This is a genomic window from Psychrobacter sp. 1U2 (assembly GCF_051847575.1).
The window spans coordinates 1-553 of the sequence record NZ_JBPYDC010001633.1; the positions used below are offsets into that span (position 1 = coordinate 1).

General features: G+C 36.0%; 1 pseudogene. It reads right to left on the minus strand.

Annotation, left to right across the window (positions count from 1 at the left end):
* A pseudogene (locus ACS8FD_RS23570) lies at positions 1-237 on the minus strand (sodium:alanine symporter family protein); the annotation flags it as partial.
* Positions 238-553 lie beyond the last annotated feature (316 nt).

Consider the following 553-nt stretch of genomic DNA (forward strand, 5'->3'; position numbering starts at 1 on the left):
GATACCACCATCTTTGCGGCCTTGATTAGACACACGTAATAGTTTCCACATATGTCCAAAATGGCGGAACTGAATAAAGCGTGTGACCACTGTAAAATAAAGACCTGCACCAATTAATACGAACATTAATAATCCGTACCAAGGGTTATTAACAATTAACCAATCGTTATTACCCCAAATGATACTAACACCGTAATTTACGATATTGTTAAACCAACTTGCTATCCCTTCGCCCATACTTTCACCTTCATTTCATATATTAGTGATGCTGTAAACTGCATCATAAGCTTATATTGTTTGTCCGATGGTTTTGTAGTTAGCGCTGTCTTTAAAGCCAGAGCGCAACGCCATCAGTAACCGTTACTACGAAGGTTATCTTCGATCTTTTCTTAAAATGCCTTATATGATTACATTGGCTGTAACCAAACCGAACATTCCTGTATCTATATTTTAACTCACTATGAGTGTTTTGGCTCTTTTACTCTAACCGACTAGAAGGCAATAAGCTTAAACCAACATAATTCTCTTAAATATACAAAGAATTTAGTCAAAT